Below are 2,963 nucleotides of genomic sequence, written 5' to 3' on the forward strand. Positions count from 1 at the left end.
ACTTTAGTTGTATAAAAAAAAATTTATTTAAATAAAGTATAACTCTTTTGATTAACTTTTAATTTGCCTTAATAATTAACATGTTACAATCTATTAACAATAAAAATTTAAAGGGAATGGGAATTACATGAATAATGACTTAATGAAAATCGTAGAAGAGACCAAGAAACTAAAGACAATGGTATTAGAGGATGATCCAGAGACAAATGAGTTGATGTGCACAACACTCAAAAACTTCTTTTCTGATGTCTACTCTGCATTTGATGGTGAGACTGCTTTAGATTTATATAAAAAACATCAGCCTGATATAATCTTTGTTGATATTATCCTACCAGGTAAAAGTGGTTTAGATATTGCTAAAGAGATTAGAGAGATTAATCCTAGACAGATGATTGTTGTTGTATCAGCAAGTGATGATATGGGTAATATCTCTGAAGCTGTGAAGATTGGTGTTAACAACTTTATCCGTAAACCTATCAATACAGATAAGATGATTGATGTTCTAAAAGATATTGTCTCAGATATTAAGAAGCAAAAGAAAAACAGAACAAAAATCTTCTCTATTACCCTACCACTTGACTTGTATGAGCAAGTTGATACAGATGCGAAGAGTGAAAGTATCTCTAAGAATGCTATGATTATTAGAGCATTGAAACACTTCTATAACCTGTAAATATAAAACTAGCCCCTTGTTCCCGAACTCTGTTTGGGAATTTTGAAAATTTCAATTTGATTGGTCGGTGTTACCGACCCTACATTCGTATTCGAACGGACGCTTCATGAGCAGTTAATCCTTCTGTATTGGCAATTAAAGCACAAGCTTCACCAATCTCATTCAGACCCTCTTGGCTCATAGATATAATCGATGATTTTTTCAAAAAGTGTTCTACGCTTAGTGGTGAATAAAACTTGGCCGTTCCCCCAGTAGGCAGAGTATGGTTCGGACCAGCCACATAATCCCCTATAGATTCAGGAGTATATGCACCTAGAAAAATCGCTCCAGCGTGTTTTATTTTTGGCAAGAGTTCCATAGGACTAGAAGTTATGACTTCTAAGTGTTCAGGTGCTATCCGATTCATCAAATCTATCGCCTCATCCATTGTTTGAGTAACAATTATAGCTCCTCGCTTTTCAATAGACTCTCTAGCTATCACTTCCCTTGATAGTGTTCCTAAAAACTCCTCTACTTTAGCAGATACTCTACTAGCTAACGAGGTATCCGTAGTAATCAATATAGAACTCGCCATCTCATCATGTTCAGCCTGTGAGAGCAGATCAATTGCAACAAAATCCTCTCTTGCTGTCTCATCAGCCAATATACCAATCTCACTAGGCCCTGCTATCATATCAATATTAACCTCTCCATAGACAAGTTTTTTAGCAGTAGCAACAAAAATATTACCAGGACCTGTAATCACATCCACTTTTGGAATAGTCTGCGTACCATAAGCCATCGCTCCAATAGCCGAAGCTCCACCTACTCTAAATACCTTTGTAACCTTGCACAGATGACAAGCAGCTAAAAGCAACTCATTGAGTTCACCATCAGGTGCAGGAGTACAAACCACTATCTCCTCTACCCCTGCAACAATCGCAGGAATGGCATTCATAAGTAGAGAACTAGGATAAGCTGCCTTTCCACCAGGGATATACAATCCTGCCCTATCAACAGCTGTCACTTTTTGACCCAACATCGTGCCACTTTTTTCAAAATCAAACCATGACTTAGGCATAAGTTTTTGATGATAACTCTCTATTCTATCATAAGCTAAATGAAGAGCATCTCTTAGAGTTACATCAATATTATCATATGCATCCTCCATAGAACTAAGAGAGACCTCTAACGCCTCATCACTCTCTGGTTTCCAGTTATCAAATTTGGAGATATGCTCTTTTAGTGCTTCATTACCCTCTGTTTTTATCTCATCAAGCAGATTTTTGACAATGCTACTCACACCATCAATATCCATTTTGCCTCGCTTTAATAACTCATCAAACTCTTTTTGAAAATTATCATCTTCTATATTATATATCTTCACCATACTTCCTCTCATACCTCATCAACATACTCTCATTACCAAGGTGTCCACCTTGATGAATATAGAGTGTAGGTTCTCTAAAAATTTTTGGGTTTGCCATAAGTGTCAACCACCCAACAGGGTCATATAACATATCAAACTCAATACCCATATCGTCGCGTAATTCTAGCCAAATTTTATAAGATTCCCTATATAGCTTCCCAAAATGATACTTTTTACTAGGCTTCACAATAGATGGATGGTTCAATATATTCTCTTCTAGCATACTAAACTGCAACTTTAGATACTCTATATCGCCAACACATGGAACCGTATAAACTTTAGCTTGAAATCTGCTGTCCATCTCCAAAAGTGACTTTTGTAAAAATAGAGCTGTAGTTCCTGTACCAGAGGGTAGAAATATATTTAGTCTCTTGATACAGTTACCTTGTTGCCACAGTTTTATCTCTTGGGCTAACATCTTTATCCCTACTTTAGCCTCTAGCTGTCGTCCTCCCTCTTCAACAAAAGCAGTCTGCTTATCTTCAATATCCGCTCGTTTGGGTTCCCCTCTACCTACAATTAACCTCATCCCATTCGCCAATGCATTTTTATAGTTTCCTACAGGATTCTCTCTAAGATATGATGAAAGATGGTCTGTATAATACTCAAACTCCCACCCTTTTATCTTCGCTAGTACGGATAGTGAAAACATCGCATTTGACTGATTGGAGCCGTAGGCTACTACCTTTTTTACATGGGGAAACTCATTGATTAAAAAATAATAAAATTTTCTCGCTTTATTCCCTGAAAACTCGGGGTCTAGCAGGTCATCTCTCTTTATATAAATCTCTCTACCTCGAAAGTCCCTCTTCTCTATAGGTGAATTCGATAATCTATCTCTATTAATATTCATATCTAATTATACTAATATTAATATTAATA

General features: G+C 36.5%; 3 protein-coding genes. 1 reads left to right on the forward strand and 2 read right to left on the reverse strand.

Features of this window, described 5'->3' with window-relative positions; genetic code table 11:
- Nucleotides 1–127 precede the first annotated feature (127 nt).
- Nucleotides 128–673, forward strand: coding sequence for a response regulator (locus GSY74_RS04160; RefSeq protein ID WP_164663847.1), 546 nt, complete (start codon nucleotides 128–130; stop codon nucleotides 671–673).
- A gap of 79 nt (nucleotides 674–752) precedes the next feature.
- Here the strand turns inward: GSY74_RS04160 and hisD are convergent, their stop codons facing one another.
- Both hisD and GSY74_RS04170 read right to left on the reverse strand, forming a co-directional pair.
- On the reverse strand, nucleotides 753–2,039 hold the full coding sequence (gene hisD / locus GSY74_RS04165; RefSeq protein ID WP_188108693.1) for a histidinol dehydrogenase: 1,287 nt from the start codon (nucleotides 2,037–2,039) through the stop codon (nucleotides 753–755).
- Entirely contained in the window at nucleotides 2,026–2,934 is a 909-nt protein-coding gene (locus GSY74_RS04170) for a 1-aminocyclopropane-1-carboxylate deaminase/D-cysteine desulfhydrase (RefSeq protein ID WP_164663848.1), read from the reverse strand. The genes hisD and GSY74_RS04170 overlap by 14 nt, the downstream gene beginning before the upstream one ends.
- Between the last annotated feature and the right edge of the window lie 29 nt (nucleotides 2,935–2,963).

Origin of the sequence: Sulfurovum sp. bin170 (genome assembly GCF_010892395.1) — a bacterium.
GTDB lineage: Bacteria > Campylobacterota > Campylobacteria > Campylobacterales > Sulfurovaceae > UBA1140.